The organism is Thiocystis violascens DSM 198 (assembly GCF_000227745.2).
Lineage (GTDB): Bacteria > Pseudomonadota > Gammaproteobacteria > Chromatiales > Chromatiaceae > Chromatium > Chromatium violascens.
Window position 1 is genome coordinate 4,562,591 of record NC_018012.1, and the last position, 15,840, is coordinate 4,578,430.

20 protein-coding genes are annotated in these 15,840 nt (G+C 60.8%); all 20 read left to right on the plus strand.

Going from position 1 to position 15,840, the window contains the following annotated elements:
• The first annotated feature begins 40 nt into the window (after positions 1–40).
• On the plus strand, positions 41–4,573 hold the full coding sequence (gene rpoC / locus THIVI_RS20270; RefSeq protein WP_014780391.1) for a DNA-directed RNA polymerase subunit beta': 4,533 nt from the start codon (positions 41–43) through the stop codon (positions 4,571–4,573).
• 269 nt (positions 4,574–4,842) lie between these two features.
• Positions 4,843–5,217: a 30S ribosomal protein S12 gene (gene rpsL / locus THIVI_RS20275; RefSeq protein WP_014780392.1), complete on the plus strand. Its 375-nt coding sequence runs from the start codon at positions 4,843–4,845 to the stop codon at positions 5,215–5,217.
• A 73-nt stretch (positions 5,218–5,290) separates the two neighbouring features.
• A complete protein-coding gene (rpsG, locus tag THIVI_RS20280; protein ID WP_014780393.1) occupies positions 5,291–5,761 on the plus strand; it encodes a 30S ribosomal protein S7 in 471 nt (156 codons plus the stop codon).
• Between the two features lie 45 nt (positions 5,762–5,806).
• The gene (fusA, locus tag THIVI_RS20285) at positions 5,807–7,903 is read left to right on the plus strand and encodes an elongation factor G (protein ID WP_014780394.1); all 2,097 of its coding nucleotides are present in this window, start codon (positions 5,807–5,809) and stop codon (positions 7,901–7,903) included.
• Between the two features lie 19 nt (positions 7,904–7,922).
• A complete protein-coding gene (gene tuf / locus THIVI_RS20290) occupies positions 7,923–9,113 on the plus strand; it encodes an elongation factor Tu (RefSeq protein WP_014780383.1) in 1,191 nt (396 codons plus the stop codon).
• 4 nt (positions 9,114–9,117) lie between these two features.
• Entirely contained in the window at positions 9,118–9,429 is a 312-nt protein-coding gene (gene rpsJ / locus THIVI_RS20295) for a 30S ribosomal protein S10 (RefSeq protein ID WP_014780395.1), read from the plus strand.
• A gap of 10 nt (positions 9,430–9,439) precedes the next feature.
• Entirely contained in the window at positions 9,440–10,090 is a 651-nt protein-coding gene (gene rplC / locus THIVI_RS20300; protein ID WP_014780396.1) for a 50S ribosomal protein L3, read from the plus strand.
• 6 nt (positions 10,091–10,096) lie between these two features.
• Positions 10,097–10,708 (plus strand): 50S ribosomal protein L4, encoded by a 612-nt coding sequence (gene rplD, locus THIVI_RS20305; protein ID WP_014780397.1) that lies wholly within the window; start codon positions 10,097–10,099, stop codon positions 10,706–10,708.
• Positions 10,705–11,001 (plus strand): 50S ribosomal protein L23, encoded by a 297-nt coding sequence (gene rplW / locus THIVI_RS20310; protein ID WP_014780398.1) that lies wholly within the window; start codon positions 10,705–10,707, stop codon positions 10,999–11,001. The genes rplD and rplW overlap by 4 nt, the downstream gene beginning before the upstream one ends.
• 32 nt (positions 11,002–11,033) lie before the next feature.
• Positions 11,034–11,861 carry a 50S ribosomal protein L2 gene (rplB, locus tag THIVI_RS20315; protein WP_014780399.1) on the plus strand — a complete coding sequence of 276 codons (828 nt, stop codon included), beginning with the start codon at positions 11,034–11,036 and terminating at the stop codon, positions 11,859–11,861.
• Positions 11,862–11,880: 19 nt separating this feature from the next.
• Positions 11,881–12,159: a 30S ribosomal protein S19 gene (gene rpsS / locus THIVI_RS20320; RefSeq protein ID WP_014780400.1), complete on the plus strand. Its 279-nt coding sequence runs from the start codon at positions 11,881–11,883 to the stop codon at positions 12,157–12,159.
• Between the two features lie 14 nt (positions 12,160–12,173).
• Positions 12,174–12,506, plus strand: a complete 333-nt coding sequence (gene rplV, locus THIVI_RS20325) for a 50S ribosomal protein L22 (RefSeq protein WP_014780401.1) — start codon at positions 12,174–12,176, stop codon at positions 12,504–12,506.
• Between the two features lie 18 nt (positions 12,507–12,524).
• Entirely contained in the window at positions 12,525–13,202 is a 678-nt protein-coding gene (gene rpsC, locus THIVI_RS20330; protein ID WP_014780402.1) for a 30S ribosomal protein S3, read from the plus strand.
• A gap of 3 nt (positions 13,203–13,205) precedes the next feature.
• Positions 13,206–13,619: a 50S ribosomal protein L16 gene (rplP, locus tag THIVI_RS20335; RefSeq protein WP_014780403.1), complete on the plus strand. Its 414-nt coding sequence runs from the start codon at positions 13,206–13,208 to the stop codon at positions 13,617–13,619.
• Positions 13,619–13,819: a 50S ribosomal protein L29 gene (rpmC, locus tag THIVI_RS20340; RefSeq protein ID WP_014780404.1), complete on the plus strand. Its 201-nt coding sequence runs from the start codon at positions 13,619–13,621 to the stop codon at positions 13,817–13,819. Before rplP ends, rpmC begins: the two co-directional genes overlap by 1 nt.
• Positions 13,816–14,082: a 30S ribosomal protein S17 gene (gene rpsQ / locus THIVI_RS20345; protein ID WP_014780405.1), complete on the plus strand. Its 267-nt coding sequence runs from the start codon at positions 13,816–13,818 to the stop codon at positions 14,080–14,082. The genes rpmC and rpsQ overlap by 4 nt, the downstream gene beginning before the upstream one ends.
• A 114-nt stretch (positions 14,083–14,196) precedes the next feature.
• Positions 14,197–14,565, plus strand: coding sequence for a 50S ribosomal protein L14 (gene rplN / locus THIVI_RS20350; protein ID WP_014780406.1), 369 nt, complete (start codon positions 14,197–14,199; stop codon positions 14,563–14,565).
• Positions 14,566–14,577: 12 nt separating this feature from the next.
• On the plus strand, positions 14,578–14,895 hold the full coding sequence (gene rplX, locus THIVI_RS20355) for a 50S ribosomal protein L24 (RefSeq protein WP_014780407.1): 318 nt from the start codon (positions 14,578–14,580) through the stop codon (positions 14,893–14,895).
• A gap of 14 nt (positions 14,896–14,909) precedes the next feature.
• Positions 14,910–15,449: a 50S ribosomal protein L5 gene (rplE, locus tag THIVI_RS20360; RefSeq protein ID WP_014780408.1), complete on the plus strand. Its 540-nt coding sequence runs from the start codon at positions 14,910–14,912 to the stop codon at positions 15,447–15,449.
• A 9-nt stretch (positions 15,450–15,458) separates the two neighbouring features.
• Positions 15,459–15,764 carry a 30S ribosomal protein S14 gene (gene rpsN, locus THIVI_RS20365; RefSeq protein WP_014780409.1) on the plus strand — a complete coding sequence of 102 codons (306 nt, stop codon included), beginning with the start codon at positions 15,459–15,461 and terminating at the stop codon, positions 15,762–15,764.
• Positions 15,765–15,840 lie beyond the last annotated feature (76 nt).

Below are 15,840 nucleotides of genomic sequence, written 5' to 3' on the forward strand. Positions count from 1 at the left end.
CCGCGCCGCCGCCAGTTATTCCAGGTAGGAGATTAAGGTCTTGAAAGATCTGCTTAAAATCATCAAACAACAGGGTCAGGCTCTCGAATTCGACGCGATCAAGATCGGACTCGCCTCCCCCGAGATGATCCGTTCCTGGTCCTTCGGCGAGGTCAAGAAGCCCGAAACCATCAACTATCGCACCTTCAAACCGGAGCGCGACGGGCTCTTCTGCGCCAAAATCTTCGGCCCCATCACCGACTACGAGTGCATCTGCGGCAAGTACAAGCGGCTCAAGCATCGCGGCGTGGTGTGCGAGAAGTGCGGCGTCGAGGTGACTCTGGCCAAGGTGCGCCGCGAACGCATGGGCCATGTCGACCTGGCCAGCCCGGTCGCGCACATCTGGTTCCTGAAGTCGCTGCCCTCGCGCATCGGGCTGTTGCTCGACATGACGCTGCGCGACATCGAGCGCATCCTCTATTTCGAGTCCTTCGTCGTCATCGATCCGGGCCTGGTTCAGGAATTGGAGCGCGGCCAGTTGCTCAATGACGAGCAGTATCTGGAGACGCTGGAGGCCAATGGTGACGAGTTCGACGCCCGCATGGGCGCCGAGGCGGTCTACGAACTGCTGCGCACCATCGACATGGCCGCCGAGATCCGGCGCATGCGCGAGGAAATCCAGAGCACCAACTCCGAGACCAAGATCAAGAAGCTCGCCAAGCGGCTCAAGCTCATGGAGTCGCTGCTCGTCTCGGGCAATCGTCCCGAATGGATGATCCTGACCGTGCTGCCGGTGCTGCCGCCCGAACTGCGTCCGCTGGTGCCGCTCGATGGCGGGCGTTTCGCGACCTCCGATCTCAACGATCTCTATCGGCGCGTGATCAACCGCAACAATCGTCTCAAGCGTCTGTTGGATCTGGTCGCGCCCGACATCATCGTGCGCAACGAAAAGCGCATGCTCCAGGAATCGGTCGACGCCCTGCTCGACAACGGGCGGCGCGGACGCGCCATCACCGGCACCAACAAGCGCCCGCTGAAGTCGCTCGCCGACATGATCAAGGGCAAGCAGGGCCGCTTCCGTCAGAACCTGCTCGGCAAGCGCGTCGACTACTCGGGCCGCTCGGTCATCGTGGTCGGTCCGACGCTCATGCTGCACCAGTGCGGTTTGCCCAAGCGGATGGCGCTCGAACTCTTCAAGCCCTTCATCTTCAGCAAGCTGCAGCTGCGCGGTCTGGCGACCACCATCAAGGCCGCCAAGAAGATGGTCGAGCGCGGTACGCCGGAGGTCTGGGACATCCTGGAGGATGTCATCCGCGAACATCCGGTGATGCTCAACCGCGCCCCGACCCTGCATCGTCTCGGTATCCAGGCGTTCGAGCCGGTGCTGATCGAGGGCAAGGCGATCCAGTTGCATCCGCTGGTCTGTACCGCCTTCAACGCCGACTTCGACGGCGACCAGATGGCCGTTCACGTCCCGCTGTCGCTGGAGGCGCAGCTCGAAGCGCGCGCGCTCATGATGGCCTCCAACAACATCCTCTCGCCGGCCAACGGTGAGCCCATCATCGTGCCCTCGCAGGACGTGGTGCTGGGTCTCTATTACATGACCCGCGAACGAGTGAACGCGAAGGGCGAGGGCTTTGTCTTCGCCGATATCGACGAGGCGCGCCGGGCCTACGAGACCGGACATGCCGAGCTTCACGCGCGCTGCAAGGTCCGTATCCGCGAGGTCATCAAGGGCAAGGATGGCGAACTGCGCGAGGTGATCGGTATCAAGGACACGACGCTGGGACGCGCGCTGGTGTTCGCCATCGTGCCCGATGGTCTGCCGTTCGATCTGGTCGACCGCGCCATGGGCAAGAAGCAGATCTCGCTGCTGATCAACATGTGCTATCGCCGCCTCGGTCTCAAGGAGACCGTGGTCTTCGCCGACCAGATCATGTATCTCGGATTCCGCATGGCCACGCGTTCCGGGGTCTCGATCGGCCTGGAAGACATGGAGGTGCCGCGCGACGAGCAGGATGCCAAGATGGACAAGGGCGCGCTGTTGGCCGGGGCCGAGGCCGAAGTGCGGGAGATCCAGCAGCAGTATGCCTCGGGTCTGGTCACCAACGGCGAGCGCTACAACAAGGTGGTCGACATCTGGTCGCGCACCAACGATCAGGTGGCCAAGGCCATGATGAGTAAGCTTGGCAGCGAGTCCGCCGAGTCCAATCCCGTGTTCGAGGCGCAGCGTCTGGTGGCCGAATATCGCCAGGGGATCTACAGTGCGATCGACGAGTCGGCGCGGCCGGCGACGCGCGAACTGTTCGATGTCTGGCAGACCCGTCTAAAAGAGGCCGGCGAGCGGCTTGAGCGGGGCGAGATGAATGTGGCGGCCTTTCAGGATCTGGCCGTGTCGCTGCTGGAGGAAAACCGTCCCGAGGTGGCGAAGATCGTCGGACTTGACCAGATCAAGGGACATGGGCTGAAAGAGCGAGTGATCGGCGGCTTCGGCGAGACCCGCAAGCGGGTGGCCGAGCGGCGCAAGCAGGATTCCTTCAACTCGATCTATATGATGGCCAACTCCGGCGCGCGCGGTTCCGCGCAACAGATTCGTCAGCTCGCCGGGATGCGCGGTCTGATGGCAAAACCGGACGGCTCCATCATCGAGACCCCCATCACGGCAAACTTCCGCGAAGGTCTGAACGTCATCCAGTACTTCATCTCGACCCACGGCGCGCGCAAGGGATTGGCCGATACCGCGCTGAAGACCGCCAACTCGGGGTATCTGACCCGGCGTCTGGTCGACGTGGCGCAGGATATGGTGGTGCTGGAGGAGGACTGCGGAACCGAGCAGGGGCTGCTGATGACGCCCATCATCGAGGGTGGCGACGTGGTCGAGCCCCTGCGCGAGCGGATCCTCGGGCGCGTCTGCGCCGTGGATGTCTATCTGCCGGGAACCGACGAACTGGTCTGCAAGGCCGGGACGCTGCTCGACGAGACCTGGGTCGATCGTTTCGATGAAATCGGTATCGATCAGCTTCGCGTGCGCTCGCCGATTCGTTGCGAGGCGCGGCTTGGCGTCTGTGCGCAATGTTACGGTCGCGATCTGGCGCGCGGTCATCGCGTCAACATGGGCGAAGCGGTCGGCGTCATCGCCGCGCAGTCGATCGGCGAGCCAGGCACCCAGCTCACCATGCGGACCTTCCACATCGGTGGCGCCGCCTCTCGGGCCGCGGCTGTCAACAGCATCGACATCAAAAACAGCGGCTCGGTGCGGCTGCACAACATCAAGACGGTGCAGCATCACTCGGGCAACAACCTGGTGGCGGTTTCGCGCTCCGGCGAGTTGACCGTGGTCGATGAACGCGGCATGGAGAAGGAGCGCTACAAGGTTCCCTATGGCGCGACCCTGCGCGTCGCCGACGGCGATACGGTCAAGCCGGGCGATGTGGTCGCCAGTTGGGATCCGCATACCCATCCGGTGGTGACCGAGGTCGCGGGCAAGCTGGAGTTCGATGACTTTATCGACGGCGTGACCGTGCAGAGCCAGGTCGACGATGTGACAGGGCTGGCCTCGCTGGCCGTGATCGATCCCAAGCAGCGTCCGGCCGCGGGTAAGGATCTGCGGCCGATGGTGAAACTGCTCGACGAGGACGGCAACGAACTCAATATCGTGGGGACCGACCTGCCGGCGCGCTATGCGCTGTCCTCGGGCGCGATCGTCAGCGTGGCCAATGGCGCCAATGTCGGCGTCGGCGACATCCTGGCGCGGATTCCGCAGGAGTCCAGTAAGACCCGCGACATCACCGGCGGTCTGCCGCGAGTGGCGGATCTGTTCGAGGCGCGCAAGCCTAAGGAAGCGGCCCTGCTGGCGGAGGCGAGCGGAACCATCGGTTTCGGCAAGGACACCAAAGGCAAGCAGCGTCTGATCATCACCAAGGACGATGGCGAAACGGTCGAGGAACTGATCCCCAAGTGGCGTCATGTAAACGTGTTCGACGGCGAGCGCGTTGAGCGTGGCGAGGTCATCGCCGATGGCGAACTCGCCTCGCACGACATCCTGCGACTGAAGGGAGTCACGGCACTGGCCGAATACCTAGTCAAGGAAATTCAGGACGTGTATCGGTTGCAGGGCGTCAAGATCAACGACAAGCACATCGAGGTCATCGTCCGGCAAATGCTGCGCAAGGTCGAGATCACGGCTCCTGGCGATACCCGGCTGCTGCGCGGCGAGCAGGTGGAGCATTCCGTGCTCATGGACGAGAACAAGCGTGTCATGGCCGAAGGCAAGCAGCCCGCGCTCTATGAGCAGCTGCTGCTCGGCATCACCAAGGCATCGCTGGCGACCGAGTCCTTCATCTCCGCTGCCTCTTTCCAGGAGACGACTCGGGTGCTGACTGAGGCATCCGTGCGCGGATCAACCGACCGGCTCGCTGGGCTCAAGGAAAACGTCATCGTCGGGCGTCTGATTCCCGCTGGCACGGGTTTGTCTCATCATCAGGATCGTCGCCGCAGACGTCAGATGGAATGCCAGGTATCCGGTCAGGCCGATGTGGTTGAAGGTCCGGAAGAAGCATTGAAGAAAGCGCTCAACACGTCAGAGGCGAGTTGAACCAAGCTCGTGCCTGTTAGTCAACGGATTGAAAGCGTTGACAGGCTCTAGCTTGCTCCCTATACTGCTCTGTCTTAGCTAGCCGGCTTTGCGCCGGCTAGTCTCATTTTTAGTCCGGTTCCTTGGTCTGGGCAATCCGCCCGGTCCCCGAGTCGATCGATCGCATTTCGTGCGCGAGTGCTGGCGTTCAATTCCGCCGGTCAGTTGCCGTGCAGGTGTCGTTTGACTCTCGTGATGATGGCGCGAGGGCGCCGCTGGAGACTGATTGCATGGCAACGATCAACCAACTCGTCCGGAAGCCCCGCAAGCGGAACGTGACGAAAACCAATGTGCCCGCTCTTGAGGCCTGTCCTCAGCGTCGTGGCGTTTGTACCCGCGTGTATACCACGACCCCAAAGAAGCCGAATTCGGCCTTGCGAAAAGTCGCTCGCGTGCGCCTGACCAATGGCTTCGAGGTGGCGACCTATATCGGCGGCGAAGGCCATAACCTTCAAGAGCACTCGGTGGTTCTGATCCGCGGGGGGCGCGTCAAGGATTTGCCTGGCGTGCGTTATCACACGGTGCGCGGCACGCTGGATACCTCCGGGGTCGAAAAGCGGCGTCAGGGTCGTTCCAAGTACGGCGCCAAGCGCCCGAAAAAGTAATCGAGTCATCGGTCGCTTCGCGACCCCCTGAATCAAGCCCAGTTCAACGAATAAGGTCGGAGCCTTAGAGATCATGCCGAGAAGACGCGTAGCCGCCCGTCGCCAAGTCCTTCCAGATCCCAAGCACGGAAGCGAGCTGTTGACCAAGTTCATCAATATGATGATGGAAGATGGAAAGAAATCCGTGGCTGAGCGGATTATTTATCATGCCCTCGACCAGGTTGTCGAAAAAAAGGGCGGTAAGCCCGTTGAGCTGCTGGAGCAGGCTATGGAAAACGTGCGTCCGGCCGTCGAGGTAAAGTCCCGGCGCGTAGGCGGCGCGACCTATCAGGTGCCGATCGAGGTTCGCCCTGCCCGCCGCAATTCGCTCGCCATGCGCTGGCTGATCGACGCGGCGCGCAAGCGCTCGGAAAAATCCATGGCGCAGCGGTTGGCCGGCGAGTTGATGGACGCGGCGGATTCCCGCGGTTCCGCCGTCAAGAAGAAGGAAGATACGCACCGTATGGCAGAAGCCAATAAGGCCTTCTCGCATTATCGCTGGTAGCCTCTGGTTCAGCGTTCTTTAAGATTCATCAAGGCGGATTCAGTCGTGGCACGTAGCACACCTATCGAGCGGTATCGCAACCTGGGCATCATGGCGCACATTGATGCCGGGAAGACCACTACCACGGAGCGCATCCTGTTCTACACGGGTGTCTCCCATAAGATTGGTGAAGTGCACGATGGCGCGGCCACCATGGACTGGATGGAGCAGGAGCAGGAGCGCGGAATCACCATCACGTCCGCGGCTACGACCTGTTTCTGGAAGGGCATGAGCCGCCAGCGCCCCGAGTATCGGATCAATATCATCGATACCCCTGGGCACGTCGATTTCACGATCGAGGTCGAGCGTTCGTTGCGCGTGCTCGATGGTGCCTGCGCGGTGTTCTGTGCGGTCGGCGGCGTTGAGCCTCAGTCCGAAACCGTCTGGCGTCAGGCCGATAAATACGGCGTTCCGCGCATTGCATTCGTCAATAAGATGGATCGCATGGGTGCGAATTTCTTCCGCGTCGTGCAACAGGTCAAGGACCGACTCGGCGGCAATGCCGTTCCGATTCAGGTGCCAATTGGTGCGGAAGAGGATTTCAAGGGTGTCGTCGATCTGGTCCAGATGAAGGCCGTCTACTGGGACGAGGCCTCGCGCGGCATGGAATACGAGCTGCGCGACATTCCGGAGGATCTCGTCGATCTCAGCAATGAGTGGCGAGACGCCATGATCGAGGCCGCGGCCGAAGCGAATGAAGAGCTGATGGAGAAGTACCTGAATGGTCAACCGCTGACCAATGAGGAAATCCAGGCAGGACTTCGCGCGCGCACGCTCAGAAGCGAAATCGTTCCCATGATGTGCGGGTCGGCCTTCAAGAACAAAGGCGTCCAGGCCATGCTTGACGCCGCGCTCGACTACATGCCGTCGCCGCTGGACGTTCCGGCGATTCGCGGTATTCTGGATGATCGGGACGAGACAGAGGCCGAGCGCCCGGCGTCCGATAATGCGCCCTTTGCCGCGCTGGCGTTCAAGATTGCCACCGATCCATTCGTGGGCACCCTGACCTTCTTCCGCGCCTATTCTGGTGTGCTGAAGTCCGGCGATACGCTCTACAACCCGGTCAAAGGCCGCAAGGAGCGCATCGGGCGCATCCTGCAGATGCATGCGAACGAGCGTCATGAAATCAAAGAGGTTCACGCGGGCGACATCGCCGCCGCCGTGGGCCTGAAGGATGTCACCACCGGTGACACCTTGTGCGATCTGAACAACATTATTACGTTGGAGCGGATGGAATTCCCCGAGCCGGTCATCTCGGTAGCCGTAGAGCCAAAAACCAAAAGTGACCAGGAGAAAATGGGTATCGCCCTCTCGAAGCTGGCCCAGGAAGATCCTTCCTTCCGGGTGCGCACCGACGAGGAATCGGGTCAAACCATTATCTCCGGCATGGGCGAACTGCATCTTGAGATCATCGTCGACCGCATGCGTCGCGAGTTCAAGGTCGAGGCCAATGTTGGCGCGCCTCAGGTCAGCTATCGCGAGACCATTCGCTCGACGGTCCAGCAGGAAACCAAGTTTGCCCGTCAGTCCGGCGGTCGCGGTCAGTACGGCCATGTCTACATCAAGGTCGAACCGCAGGAAGCGGGCGGCGGCTACGAGTTCGTCAACGCGATCGTTGGCGGTACCGTGCCGAAGGAATATATCCCGGCGGTGGATAAAGGCATCAAGGAGGCCATGACGAACGGCATCCTGGCTGGATTTCCGATCGTGGATATCAAGGTAACGCTCTACGACGGCTCTTATCACGAGGTCGATTCGAGCGAAATGGCGTTCAAGATCGCAGGCTCCATGGCGATCAAGGAAGCCGTGGCCAAGGCGCGGCCCGTGTTGCTGGAACCCATCATGAAGGTCGAGGTCGTGACGCCCGAGATCAACATGGGCGATGTCATGGGTGACCTGAACAGCCGGCGCGGCATGATCCATGGAATGGAAGATGCGCCATCCGGCAAGATCATCCGTGCGGAGGTTCCCCTCTCGGAGATGTTCGGTTACTCGACCGATCTCCGGTCGGCGACCCAGGGTCGTGCGACCTACAGCATGGAGTTCAGCAAATACAACGAGGTGCCCGCCAGCATTGCCGAAGCGGTCTCCAAGAAACAGTAACGATTAAGGGTAGAGCGGGATGTCCAAAGAAAAATTCCAACGTAGCAAGCCGCACGTCAACGTCGGCACCATTGGCCACGTCGACCACGGCAAGACCACGCTGACGGCGGCGATCACCACGCACCAGTCGAAGAAATTCGGCGGCGAGGCGCGCGCCTACGACCAGATCGACAACGCCCCCGAGGAGCGTGCGCGCGGCATCACCATCGCCACCGCCCATGTCGAATACGAGACGGACAAGCGTCACTACGCCCACGTCGACTGCCCCGGCCACGCCGACTACGTCAAGAACATGATCACCGGCGCGGCGCAGATGGACGGCGCCATCCTCGTCGTCTCGGCGGCCGACGGCCCGATGCCCCAGACCCGCGAGCACATCCTGCTCTCGCGTCAGGTTGGCGTGCCCTACATCGTCGTCTACCTCAACAAAGCCGACATGCTCGACGACCCCGAGCTGCTCGAACTCGTCGAGATGGAAGTGCGCGAACTGCTGGCCAAGTATGACTTCCCCGGCGACGACACCCCCATCGTCACCGGCTCGGCCAAGCTCGCGCTCGAAGGCGTCGACAGCGAAATCGGCACCCAGTCGATCGACCGGCTCATGGACGCCATCGACAGCTACATTCCCGAGCCCGAGCGCGCCGTCGACGGCGCCTTCCTGATGCCCATCGAAGACGTCTTCTCCATCTCCGGGCGCGGCACCGTGGTGACCGGACGTATCGAGCGCGGCGTCGTCAAGGTCGGCGAAGAAGTCGAAATCGTCGGCATCAAGGACACCGTCAAGACCACCTGCACCGGCGTCGAGATGTTCCGCAAGCTGCTCGACCAGGGCCAGGCCGGCGACAACGTCGGCGTGTTGCTGCGCGGCACCAAGCGCGAGGACGTCGAGCGTGGCCAGGTGCTGGCCAAGCCCAAATCGATTCACCCGCACACCCACTTCGAGGCCGAAGTCTACGTGCTCAGCAAGGACGAAGGCGGGCGTCACACCCCCTTCTTCAACGGCTACCGCCCGCAGTTCTACTTCCGCACCACCGACGTCACCGGTGCCTGCGAACTGCCCGAGGGGATCGAAATGGTCATGCCCGGCGACAACGTCAAGATGACCATCAAGCTGATCGCCCCGATCGCCATGGAAGAAGGCTTGCGCTTCGCCGTGCGCGAAGGCGGACGCACGGTCGGTGCTGGCGTCGTCGCGAAGATTATCGAGTAAGGACATGAGCAGCCAAAGAATTCGTATTCGCCTGAAGGCGTTCGATCATCGCTTGATCGATCAGTCCGCCCGTGAAATCGTCGACACCGCCAAGCGCACGGGCGCTCAGGTGCGGGGTCCGGTGCCGCTGCCGTCCAAGAAGGAGCGCTTCACGATCCTGATTTCGCCGCATGTCAATAAAGACGCGCGCGACCAGTACGAACTGCGGACGCATAAACGCCTGATGGATATTGTCGACCCCACGGATAAGACGGTCGATGCGCTAATGAAACTGGATCTGGCCGCGGGCGTCGACGTCCAGATCAAGCTGAGCTGAGGACGAGACGATGACGATCGGAGTTATCGGGCGCAAGGCTGGCATGACCCGCCTGTTCCAAGAAGACGGGGAAAGTATCCCTGTCACCGTGATCGAAGTGACGCCGAACCGCGTCAGCCAGGTCAAGTCCGCCGAGACCGATGGCTACCGCGCCGTTCAGGTCGCCTTCGGCACGCGCCGCGCCTCGCGCGTCACCAAACCAATGGCCGGGCATTATGCCAAGGCTGGCGTGGAAGCAGGCGAAGTGCTGCGCGAGTTCCGGCTGGAGAGCGACGAAGGCGCTGATCTGGAAGTTGGGCATGAAATCACGGTGTCCATCTTCGAGACCGGTCAAAAAGTCGATGTACGGGGCGTGACCAAGGGGCGCGGATTTACGGGTGCCATTCGTCGTCACCATTTTTCCATGCAGGACGCGACGCACGGTAACTCGCGCTCGCACCGTTCGGCGGGTTCCATCGGACAAAACCAGACCCCTGGTCGCGTCTGGAAAGGCAAGAAGATGGCCGGTCACCTGGGTGCCGACAATCGCTGCCAGCAGAACCTTGAGGTGGTGCGGGTCGATGCCGAGCGGAACCTGTTGCTGGTCCGTGGCGGCGTGCCTGGCCCGACCGGTGGGCGACTGATCGTGCTGCCGTCCGTGAAGCAGAAAAACAAGGGTTAAGCAGTCATGGAACTTGCCATTCGAAACCACACTGGCGCCGCTAGTGTGCAGGTTTCAGACGCCGTTTTCGGTGTCGAATACAAGCCTGGCCTCGTGCATCAGGTGGTGACCGCTTATATGGCGGCCGCCCGTTCGGGCACGAAGGCACAGAAAACGCGCGCCGAAGTCTCCGGTGGCGGTGCTAAGCCGTGGCGCCAGAAAGGCACTGGCCGGGCGCGTGCCGGTAGTTCGCGCAGCCCCATCTGGCGTTCCGGTGGCGTGACCTTCGCGGCCAAGCCGCGCGATTACACCCAGAAAGTCAATCGCAAGATGTATCGCGGTGCCGTGCGTTCGATTCTGTCGGAGCTGGTCCGGACCGAGCGTTTGATCATTGTGCCAGAGCTTTCCCTGCCGGCACCCAAGACGAAGGAACTGGTCGCGCTCCTGAAGACCTACGAGTTGCGGGACGTGCTGATTCTGACCGACGGTCTGGATGAAGCCTTGTACCTGGCGGCCCGTAATCTGTACGGTGTCAATGTCATGTCGGCTCAGGAAGTCGATCCGGTGAGCCTGGTTGCCTTCGATACCCTCCTGGCGACCGAAGCCGCGGTGAAGAAGCTTGAGGAGCGTCTGGCATGAACAACGAACGTCTCATGAAGGTGCTGCTGGCGCCGATCATCTCCGAAAAATCGACCCGGATCGCCGAGCAGTCGAGCCAATTTACGTTTCGTGTCATGACGGATGCGACGAAGCGGGAAATCGCCAGCGCGGTCGAGCTTCTGTTCGAGGTCAAGGTCGATCACGTTCATGTACTGAACGTCAAGGGAAAAGCGAAACGGGTCAAGCAACGTCTCGGCAAACGTCAGGATTGGCGGAAGGCCTATGTGCGCCTGAAACCCGGCCATGATATCGACTTCGGCGGCGGCGCGTGAGCGCGGCGGCGGACAGAAACGGATAGACCAAGATGCCAATCGTAAAGACAAAGCCCACGTCCGCCGGACGTCGTTTCGTCGTTAAGGTCACGACGCCGGAGCTGCATAAAGGCGCTCCGTACAAGCCATTGATCGAAAAAAAATCGAAACATGGCGGACGTAATAATCTCGGACGCATCACCGTGCGCCACCAAGGCGGCGGACACAAGCAGCGCTATCGTATCGTTGACTTCAAGCGCAACAAGGAAGGTGTTCCAGCGACGGTCGAACGGCTTGAGTATGACCCGAACCGCTCCGCGCACCTGGCCCTGCTGAAGTATGCCGATGGCGAACGCGCCTATATCATCGCGCCGAAAGGTCTCGGTGCCGGCGACAGCGTGCAGGCCGGCGAAGCCGCTCCGATCGCCGTGGGCAACTGCATGCCGCTGCGCAACATTCCGGTCGGTACCCAGGTGCATTGCATCGAGATGCGACCCGGCAAGGGCGCGCAGATGGCGCGCGCGGCCGGATCTTCCGCGCAGCTGGTTGCGCGCGATGCCTCGGCGGCAACTCTGCGGCTGCGCTCGGGCGAGATGCGCAAGGTGCATGCCGACTGCCGCGCTGTCATCGGCGAGGTTGGCAATACCGAGCACAGCCTGCAAAAGCTTGGCAAAGCCGGCGCGACCCGCTGGCGTGGCGTGCGTCCGACCGTCCGCGGCGTTGTCATGAACCCGGTGGATCACCCGCATGGTGGTGGCGAGGGGCGCACCTCCGGCGGTCGTCACCCGGTCACGCCCTGGGGTGTGCCGACCAAGGGTCACAAGACCCGCCACAACAAGCGCACCGACGGCATGATTGTCCGTCGTCGCGGTCGCAAATAATTAAGGCGAGGTTGAGCAAGTGCCACGTTCGATTCGAAAGGGACCCTTTGTGGACCACCATCTGATCAAAAAGGTGGAAGAAGCGGTCGCCCAAAACAGTAAGCGTCCGATCAAAACCTGGTCGCGCCGCTCCATGGTGCTGCCCGAAATGGTGGGCCTGACCATTGCGGTCCACAACGGACGTCAGCACGTGCCCGTGCTCGTCAACGAAAACATGATTGGCCATAAACTCGGTGAGTTTTCCATGACCCGCACCTATCGCGGTCATGCGGCCGATCGCAAGGCGAAGAAGCGCTAGTCGGAGATCCGCGGATGCAAGCCGAAGCAACACTGAAATATGCCCGGATCTCGGCCCAGAAGGCTCGACTGGTCGCGGATCTGATTCGTGGTCGTCATGTCGAGGAGGCCCTGAACACCCTGACGTTCAGCACCCAGAAAGGTGCTGGTTTGATCAAGGGGGTTCTGGAGTCCGCCATCGCGAATGCCGAGCATAACGAGGGCGCGGATATCGACGAGCTCAAGGTTGCGGCCATTCAGATCAACGAAGGCCCAACCATGAAGCGGATCCGCGCGCGCGCCAAGGGGCGCGCCAACCGAATCAAGAAACGCACCAGCCACATCAGTCTGATCGTGGCTGAAGGCTAGGGAATCCAGGGGACCAGCATGGGACAAAAAGTTCATCCGAACGGTATCCGGCTTGGCATCGTCAAGGACTGGACATCCAAGTGGTACGCGAGTACGAAAGATTACGCGAATTTCCTGAACACGGACCTTGCGGTGCGCGCCTTTCTGCGGAAAGAGCTCTCCAAGGCGTCCGTCAGTCGCATTCAGATCGATCGGCCCGCGAAAAATGCGCATATCACCATCCATACGGCGCGCCCGGGCGTGGTGATCGGCAAGAAAGGCGAGGATATCGACAAGTTGCGCGGAAAGGTCTCCGCGATGATGGGCATCCCGGTGCACATCAGCATCGAAGAGATCCGTAAGCCGGAACTCGACGCGCAACTGGTTGCCGAAGGCATCGCGCAGCAGCTTGAGCGTCGCATCATGTTCCGTCGCGCGATGAAGCGGTCGATCCAGAACACGATGCGACTCGGTGCCGAGGGCGTCCGGATCAATGTCGCGGGCCGTCTGAATGGCGCTGAAATCGCACGTAGCGAGTGGGCCCGCGAAGGTCGCGTACCGCTTCATACCCTGCGTGCCGATATCGACTACGGGTTTGCCGAGGCCAAGACGACCTATGGCATCCTGGGCGTCAAGGTGTGGATCTTCAAGGGCGAGGTATTCGGCGACCAGCTTCCCGAAGAACCGGCGCCGAAAGCGGCCGGAAAGAAGGGTTAAGTCATGCTGCAACCGAAACGTACCAAGTTCCGCAAGCAACATAAAGGGCGCAACCGTGGTCTTGCCCAGAGCGGGAACCGCGTCAGCTTCGGTGAGTTCGGCCTGAAGGCGACCGAACGCGGGCGTTTGACGGCGCGTCAGATCGAAGCCGCGCGCCGTGCGATTCAACGCAGCGTCAAGCGCGGCGGCAAACTCTGGATCCGTGTTTTCCCGGATAAGCCGATTTCCAAAAAGCCTCTCGAAGTGCGCATGGGTAAGGGCAAAGGCAACGTCGAATATTGGGTCGCCCTGGTTCAGCCTGGCTTTGTGCTCTATGAAATCGAAGGTGTCACGGAGGAGTTGGCCCGTGAGGCATTCGCGCTTGCGTCGGCGAAACTGCCCGTGCAGACCACTTTTGAAAAACGGACGATTCTGTGATGAAGGCGAACGAACTTAGAAAAAGCAGCCTCGAAGAGTTGCAAAAGCAGTTGATGGAACTGCTTCGCGAGCAATTCAATCTGCGCATGCAGCGGGGCACCGGCCAGTTGTCCAAGCCTTCGCAGATGAAGGCGGGACGCCGGGATATCGCCCGGATCAAGACGGTCATGACTGAAATGACGGCGGGCGGTAAATCATGAGCGACGACACCGAAAAAAAGACCAATCGCACCCTGGAAGGCCGTGTCACCAGCAGTGCCATGGACAAGACGGTGACGGTTCTCATCGAGCGTCGCGTCAAGCACCCGCTATACGGCAAATTCATGCGCCGCTCGACCAAGATCCATGCGCACGATGAAACCAATAGCTGTGGCGAAGGCGATCTCGTGCGTGTTGAGCAATGTCGCCCGCTCTCCAAAACCAAATCATGGCGCTTGCTCGACATTATCGAGAAGGCACGCTGAGGTTACGCGCAACGATACGCCACTCTGGCGTTCGTTCGTCGCCGCGTTCGACGCGGTCATTCGCAGAGCAGCCGGATCCACTCCGGGATCAGCAATCAGTTTAGGTAAACAACAATGATTCAGATGCAGTCCAATCTAGGCGTCGCCGACAATAGCGGCGCAAAGAGGGTGCAATGCATCAAAGTGCTCGGCGGATCGCATCGGCGCTACGCGGGCATCGGCGATGTCATTAAGGTTTCCGTCAAGGATGCCATTCCGCGCGGCAAGGTCAAGAAAGGCGATGTCTATAACGCCGTCGTGGTCCGGACCCGTAAGGGCGTGCGTCGTCCGGATGGATCGCTGATCCGTTTCGACGGCAACGCCGCCGTGCTGCTGAACAATCAGCTTCAACCGATCGGGACGCGTATTTTCGGGCCCGTGACGCGCGAACTTCGGGGTGACCGCTTCATGAAGATCATCTCGCTAGCACCCGAAGTGCTGTAAGGAGACGACGGCATGCAAAAAATCAAAAAAGGTGATGACGTCATCGTGATCACCGGCAAAGACAAAGGCAAGCGTGGCACGGTGTTGCGTGTCGTCGACGAGGACCGAGTCATCGTCGAAAATATCAATATTGCCCGCAAGCACCAGAAGCCGAATCCACAGGCGGGCGAACCTGGCGGTATTATCGACAAGGCCATGCCGATTCAGGTGTCCAACGTCGCGTTGTACAACCCTCAAAAGGGCGGCGCGGATCGGGTCGGCTTCAAGATCCTGGAAGACGGTCGCAAGGTTCGCGTTTTCAAGTCGAACGGCGAAGTCGTAGACGTCTGACCGAGGGAAGCAAAATGAGCAGATTACAGACAGAATATCGCGAGCAGATCGTCGGCCAATTGAAGGAACGTCTCGGCTTCAAAAGCGTGATGCAGGTGCCGCGGATCGAGAAAATTACGCTCAACATGGGTGTTGGCGAGGCGGTTGCGGATAAGAAAGTAATGGATCATGCCGTTGCCGATCTGCGTGCCATCGCCGGGCAGCAGCCCATCGTCACCTTCGCGCGCAAGTCGGTTGCCGGCTTCAAGATTCGCGAGGGTTGGCCGATCGGTTGCAAGGTGACGCTGCGTCGCGAACGGATGTACGAATTTCTCGATCGCCTGGTCAGTGTCGCGATTCCGCGTATCCGCGACTTTCGGGGTCTGAGTCCGAAGGCGTTCGACGGACGCGGGAACTATTCGATGGGCGTGCGCGAACAGATCATGTTCCCCGAAATCGATTACGACAAGATCGACGCAATTCGCGGACTCGACATCACGATTACGACCTCGGCGCGGACGGACGAGGAAGGACGCGCGCTGCTTGAGGCGTTCAAGTTCCCATTCCGTACCTGAGATAGCACTATGGCGAAGAAGAGCATGATTGCGCGCGACGTCAAGCGCACCCAGATCGCGGCCAAGTTTGGCGCGAAGCGCGCGGCACTGAAAGCAGTGATCAATGATCGTGGCGCGAGCGCGGAACAGATCGACGAGGCAATGCGGAAGTTCCATCAGCTTCCGCGCGATGCCAGTCCGTCGCGCCAACAACGGCGCTGTCGGGTCAGCGGTCGTCCGCATGCCGTCTATCGGAAATTCGGGCTTGCGCGCATGAAGTTGCGCGAAGCCGTGATGCGCGGGGATGTCCCCGGCGTCGTCAAGGCGAGTTGGTAAGCTTGCCTCCTTCGGCGCTGTCCGTGAACTGGATCGCGCCGATCAAAAACACCTGAAGGGTATCGCGCCGTCAAGG